The following is a 5930-nucleotide window of genomic DNA, read 5'->3' on the forward strand; positions in this document are numbered from 1 at the left end:
CCGCCTGTGTTGGGGGTTTTTTTTATTAATGTTTTTTTTTTTTTTTTTTTTTTTTTTTTTTTTTTCTTATTTTTCAATCCTGGGGGCGTGTTCATTTTGTCCCGGGGGCGCCTTCGTTGACTCAGTGAGTCAGATCATCGATGAAATGAAATCACTTGATGATCTTGGTGACTCGACCCGCACCGACGGTGCGGCCACCCTCGCGGATGGCGAAGCGCAGGCCCTCGTCCATGGCGACAGGCTGGATGAGCTTGACGCTCATCTCGGTGTTGTCGCCCGGCATGACCATCTCGGTGCCCTCAGGGAGGGTAACGACGCCGGTCACGTCCGTGGTACGGAAGTAGAACTGCGGACGGTAGTTGTTGAAGAACGGGGTGTGACGCCCGCCCTCGTCCTTGGACAGGATGTACGCCTGGCCCTCGAACTCGGTGTGCGGGGTCGTGGTGCCCGGCTTCACGATGACCTGGCCACGCTCGACGTCCTCACGCTTGAGGCCGCGGAGCAGCAGACCGGCGTTGTCGCCTGCCTGAGCCGAATCGAGCAGCTTGTGGAACATCTCGATACCGGTGACCGTGGTCTTGGTCGACTTCTCGCGGATGCCGACGATCTCGACTTCCTCGTTCACCTTGACCTCGCCGCGCTCCACACGACCGGTGACCACGGTGCCGCGGCCGGTGATCGTGAAGACGTCCTCGACGGGCATCAGGAACGGCTTTTCGGTCTCGCGAACCGGATCCGGAATCGACTCGTCGACAGCGTCCATCAGGTCCTCGACGGACTTGACCCACTCGGCGTCGCCCTCGAGAGCCTTGAGCGCCGACACCTTGACAACCGGAGCGTCCTCGTCGAAGTCCTGGGCGGCCAGCAGTTCGCGGACCTCCATCTCGACGAGCTCGATGATCTCTTCGTCGTCGACCATGTCGGCCTTGTTCAGGGCGACCAGGATGTAAGGCACACCGACCTGGCGGGCCAGCAGCACGTGCTCACGGGTCTGCGGCATCGGGCCGTCAGTGGCGGCGACCACGAGGATCGCGCCGTCCATCTGAGCGGCACCGGTGATCATGTTCTTGATGTAGTCGGCGTGACCCGGGGCATCGACGTGCGCGTAGTGACGCTTCTCGGTCTCGTACTCGACGTGGGAGATGTTGATCGTGATACCACGAGCCTTCTCCTCCGGAGCCTTGTCGATCTCGTCGAAGGCAGATGCCTTGTTGAGCTCCGGATACTTGTCGTGCAGGACCTTGGTGATAGCCGCGGTCAGGGTGGTCTTGCCGTGGTCGACGTGACCGATGGTGCCGATGTTCACGTGCGGCTTGGTCCGCTCGAACTTCGCCTTCGCCACTTGTTTGTCCTCCTGGACTGTGTTGCTCTACTGGGCGGATCCCAGCAGGGGTTTTCTTTTACGTTGTCCGCGTCGTACGAACACCCGTATTGCGTGCCGTACGACGCGTGCGCCGTTGGCGCGGTCAAAGCCGGAGACCGGCCGGCGAATTACTCGCCGGTGGCCTTGGCGATGATCTCCTTCGACACGTTCGCCGGAACTTCGGCGTACGAGTCGAACACCATGGAGTAGTTAGCTCGGCCCTGGGTCCGCGACCGGAGGTCGCCGATGTAGCCGAACATCTCCGACAGCGGCACCTGTGCCTTGACGACACGTGCACCACTGCGCTCCTCCATGGCCTGGATCTGGCCACGGCGGGAGTTGAGGTCGCCGATCACGTCGCCCATGTAATCCTCAGGAGTCGTGACCTCGACGGCCATGATCGGCTCCAGGATGACCGGGCTCGCCATCTTCGCAGCTTCCTTGAGGGCTTGCGAACCGGCGATCTTGAAGGCCATTTCCGACGAGTCGACGTCGTGGTACTGGCCGTCGAGCAGCGTGACCTTCAAGTTGACCAGCGGGTAGCCGGCGAGGACACCGTACTGCATGGCATCCTGCGCACCGGCATCGACCGACGGAATGTACTCGCGCGGGACGCGACCACCGGTGACGGCGTTCACGAACTCGTAGGTCGCACCATCCTCGGCGTCCACAAGGGGCTCGAGCTTGATAATGACCTTCGCGAACTGGCCCGAACCGCCGGTCTGCTTCTTGTGCGTGTACTCGTGCTTCTCGACGGCCTTGCGGATCGTCTCGCGGTAGGCCACCTGGGGCTTGCCCACGTTGGCCTCGACCTTGAACTCGCGCTTCATACGGTCGACGAGGATGTCGAGGTGGAGCTCACCCATACCGCCGATGACGGTCTGGCCGGTCTCGTCGTCGAGCTGCACGGAGAACGTCGGGTCCTCTTCGGCGAGTTTCTGGATCGCGGTACCGAGCTTTTCCTGGTCGGACTTGGTCTTCGGCTCGATTGAGACGTTGATGACCGGATCCGGGAAGCTCATCGACTCGAGGACGATGGGCGCGCTCGGGTCACACAAGGTGTCGCCAGTGGTGGTGTCCTTCAGACCGATCATCGCGTAGATGTGGCCCGCGGTGGCGTCCTCGACCGGCATTTCCTTGTTGGCGTGCATCTGGAAAAGCTTGCCGATGCGCTCCTTCTTGCCCTTTGTCGCGTTGAGCACCTGGGTGCCCGCCGTGATGTGACCGGAGTACACACGGACGAACGTCAGCTTGCCGAAGAACGGATGCGCCGCGATCTTGAACGCGAGTGCAGAGAACGGCTCGTCTGCGCTGGGCTTACGAGAGAGGATCTCCTCTTCGTTGCCAACGGCGTGACCCTCGACGCTCGGCACGTCCAGCGGGGACGGCAGGTAGTCGATGATCGCATCGAGCATCGGCTGAACGCCCTTGTTCTTGAAGGCCGAACCGCAGATGACCGGGTAGTACTCACGCGCGATCGTCAGCTTGCGGATGGCTCCCTTGATCTCCTCGACCGAGAGCTCTTCGCCACCGAAGTACTTCTCCAGCAAGGACTCGTCGCTCTCGGCGACGATCTCTAGCAGCTTCTCGCGATACTCGGCAGCCTGATCGACGAGGTCAGCAGGGATCTCCTCGATGGTCGGCTCTGCACCGATCTCGACGGTGCCGCGCCAGGTGATCGCCTTCTGCTCGATCAGGTCGACGACGCCGTCGAAGTTGTCCTCGGCGCCGATCGGAAGCTGCAGAACCAGCGGCTTCGCGCCGAGGCGCTCCTCGATGGTGCGCACGGTGAAGAAGAAGTCGGCACCGAGCTTGTCCATCTTGTTGACGAAGCAGATACGCGGGACGTCGTACTTCTCCGCCTGCCGCCAGACCTGCTCGGACTGCGGCTCAACGCCTTCCTTGCCGTCGAAAACGGCAACGGCACCGTCGAGCACGCGCAAGCTGCGCTCGACCTCGACCGTGAAGTCGACGTGGCCGGGGGTGTCGATGATGTTGATCTGGTTGCCGTTCCAGAAGCACGTCACGGCGGCGGAGGTGATGGTGATCCCCCGCTCCTTCTCCTGCTCCATCCAGTCGGTGGTCGAAGCACCGTCGTGGGTTTCACCGATCTTGTAGTTCACACCGGTGTAGAAGAGGATTCGCTCGGTCGCGGTGGTCTTGCCGGCATCGATGTGGGCCATGATGCCGATGTTGCGAACCTTTTTCAGGTCGCTGAGCACTTCCTGTGCCATTCCGTTCCCTTCGGGAAATCTTGGGACTAAAGGCTGTTTTGTTTCTAGCCGCGGCTGCGCAGCCCACCCTCGCAAGCTCGGGTGGACTGGCCGCTCTTCGCTCTGCTCCGAGCGGCCAGTGCCCGTGGGCGGTTACGTCACCAGCGGTAGTGCGCGAACGCCCGGTTGGCTTCTGCCATCTTGTGGGTGTCCTCGCGACGCTTGACCGAAGCGCCGAGGCCGTTGGAGGCGTCGAGCAGCTCGTTGGCCAGGCGCTCGACCATGGTCTTCTCACGACGCTGGCGACTGAAGGTCACCAGCCAACGCAGTGCGAGGGTGTTGGCGCGGTTCGGCTTGACCTCGACGGGCACCTGGTAGGTGGCACCGCCGACGCGGCGGCTCTTGACCTCGAGGGTCGGCTTGACGTTGTCGAGCGCGCGCTTGAGGGTGACGACCGGATCGGTACCGGTCTTCTCACGAGCCTGCTCGAGGGCCTGGTAGACGATGCGCTCGGCAGTCGACTTCTTGCCGTCGAGGAGGATCTTGTTCACGAGCTGGGTGACCAGCGTCGAGCCGTAGACCGGGTCGTTGACGAGGGGGCGCTTGGGTGCGGGTCCTTTACGTGGCATCGCTTATCAGCTTCCCTTCTTGGCGCCGTAGCGGCTGCGAGCCTGCTTGCGGTCCTTGACACCCTGGGTGTCGAGCGAGCCGCGGATGATGCGGTAGCGAACACCGGGGAGGTCCTTCACACGACCGCCGCGCACGAGCACCATCGAGTGCTCCTGGAGGTTGTGGCCTTCACCCGGGATGTAAGCGGTGACCTCGACGGAGCTCGTCAGGCGCACGCGGGCAACCTTACGGAGCGCGGAGTTCGGCTTCTTCGGGGTGGTGGTGTAGACGCGGGTGCACACGCCGCGACGCTGCGGGCTTCCCTTGAGGGCCGCCGTCTTCTTCTTGGCGGTCTTGTCGTGGCGGCCCTTGCGGACCAGTTGGTTAATCGTTGGCACTTGTGAGTTTCATTCCTCTGTAGTCGTCGTGTCGTGGTTTGTGCTCCGGGCAAACACTCAGAGCGGATAAATCCGATTCTGGTTGCTTCCACAACTCGCCCCACCGGCACTTCTGTGCTGGTCAGTACAGTTATCGCCACCCCGAGGTCGGGCGTGTCAAGCACCCGACAGCGGACTGGCTTGGCGTCGTCCGGCGCGCCTGGCTCGTGCCGAGGCCTTCTCTGAGAGAGAATGATCTCGATCCGATCGCCACCGGTGCCCCGGCGAGGGCATGCGGACGTTGCCCGGGCAGCCGGGCACCGACGATCCACTCTACCGACCTGATTTCCACAGGTCAAAAAACGGATCCACAGCCCTACCTGCAGCTCTCAAGCAGCTGAACAGACGGTGGCGTATACGGGTTTGCAACGAGAGTCGACGACGTCTTGTTCCCTGCATCGTCGCTGGTAGGCCCCGATACGCGCGGTTGCACCGACGATCAGTGCGCGAGAAGCACCTTCAGCAACACCACCACCGCGGCAAGTGCAGCCGTGCCGATGCCCGCGACGATCACCTTCACGCTGACCTCGTTTCCGCGCACACGCTCGACGACGATCGGCACGCTCGCGATACGCAGCACCACGACCGCTCCCGCGATCCCGTGCGCCCACGCCGTCGGCAACACGTCGGCCCAACCGAGCGCCAGTGCGATCGCGGGAAGTATCGCCGAGGAGATGATGGGCGTCGCATCGCGCAGCTCGTGTCGCACGTGCCTCCGCGCGGCGTCGCCTGGTCGCTCGGGCTTGGGGGTGTGGGCGTTGGGTTCGGGGTCGCGGGGTTCCAGGGCGTCGGGTTCAGCGGCGTCTGGTTCCGGGGCGTCGGGGGCGTCAAGGTGATCAGACTGCGACTCGTCGGCCTGTGTGTCGTGACCGTGTGCCTCCGGGATGCTGCTGCCCGCGACCAGGTCGGCGAAGACGTGGGCGATGTAGGTCGTCAGACCGGTCCCGAGCACCAGCCAGACCGCTTCGCCGTTCTCGACCGCGTGAGCCGACGCCGTCACCAGCGCCGCGAGCACCATGATGTTCCCGTAGACGTACGCCGACAGTCTCGACGCCGCACGTCGAGGCGGAAGCGGATCTCCTCGACGCCTGGTAAGGATTCCGCGCCACTCGGCGCGCGGGGTGCGTCGGGTCGGCCGGGCCTGCGAGGTCATGGCCCGATGCTGTCACGCCGCAGCAACCACGGACGCAAGTAGACGGATGCGGGGCAAAATTCGCGTCAGCGACCTTTCCCCTACTTTCCGCACGGCCAGACACCGCCGCGCCCTCGCGCTGATCAAGCCCCACCCCGCCGATCGAGCCCCCCCCA

The 5930-nt window shown here is 63.3% G+C and carries 5 protein-coding genes; all 5 read right to left on the minus strand.

What is annotated here, in order from left to right; genetic code table 11:
- Positions 1-151: 151 nt before the first annotated feature.
- The gene (tuf, locus tag A5766_RS08950) at positions 152-1342 is read right to left on the minus strand and encodes an elongation factor Tu (RefSeq protein ID WP_005203838.1); all 1191 of its coding nucleotides are present in this window, start codon (positions 1340-1342) and stop codon (positions 152-154) included.
- A gap of 149 nt (positions 1343-1491) precedes the next feature.
- The gene (fusA, locus tag A5766_RS08955; protein WP_064863522.1) at positions 1492-3597 is read right to left on the minus strand and encodes an elongation factor G; all 2106 of its coding nucleotides are present in this window, start codon (positions 3595-3597) and stop codon (positions 1492-1494) included.
- A 137-nt stretch (positions 3598-3734) separates the two neighbouring features.
- Entirely contained in the window at positions 3735-4205 is a 471-nt protein-coding gene (gene rpsG / locus A5766_RS08960) for a 30S ribosomal protein S7 (protein ID WP_005170081.1), read from the minus strand.
- A 6-nt stretch (positions 4206-4211) separates the two neighbouring features.
- Positions 4212-4583, minus strand: a complete 372-nt coding sequence (gene rpsL / locus A5766_RS08965; RefSeq protein WP_005170078.1) for a 30S ribosomal protein S12 — start codon at positions 4581-4583, stop codon at positions 4212-4214.
- 478 nt (positions 4584-5061) lie between these two features.
- Positions 5062-5775 carry a hypothetical protein gene (locus A5766_RS08970; protein WP_064904305.1) on the minus strand — a complete coding sequence of 238 codons (714 nt, stop codon included), beginning with the start codon at positions 5773-5775 and terminating at the stop codon, positions 5062-5064.
- Between the last annotated feature and the right edge of the window lie 155 nt (positions 5776-5930).

This window comes from Gordonia sp. 852002-51296_SCH5728562-b, from assembly GCF_001665475.1.
Taxonomy (GTDB): Bacteria; Actinomycetota; Actinomycetes; order Mycobacteriales; family Mycobacteriaceae; genus Gordonia; species Gordonia sputi.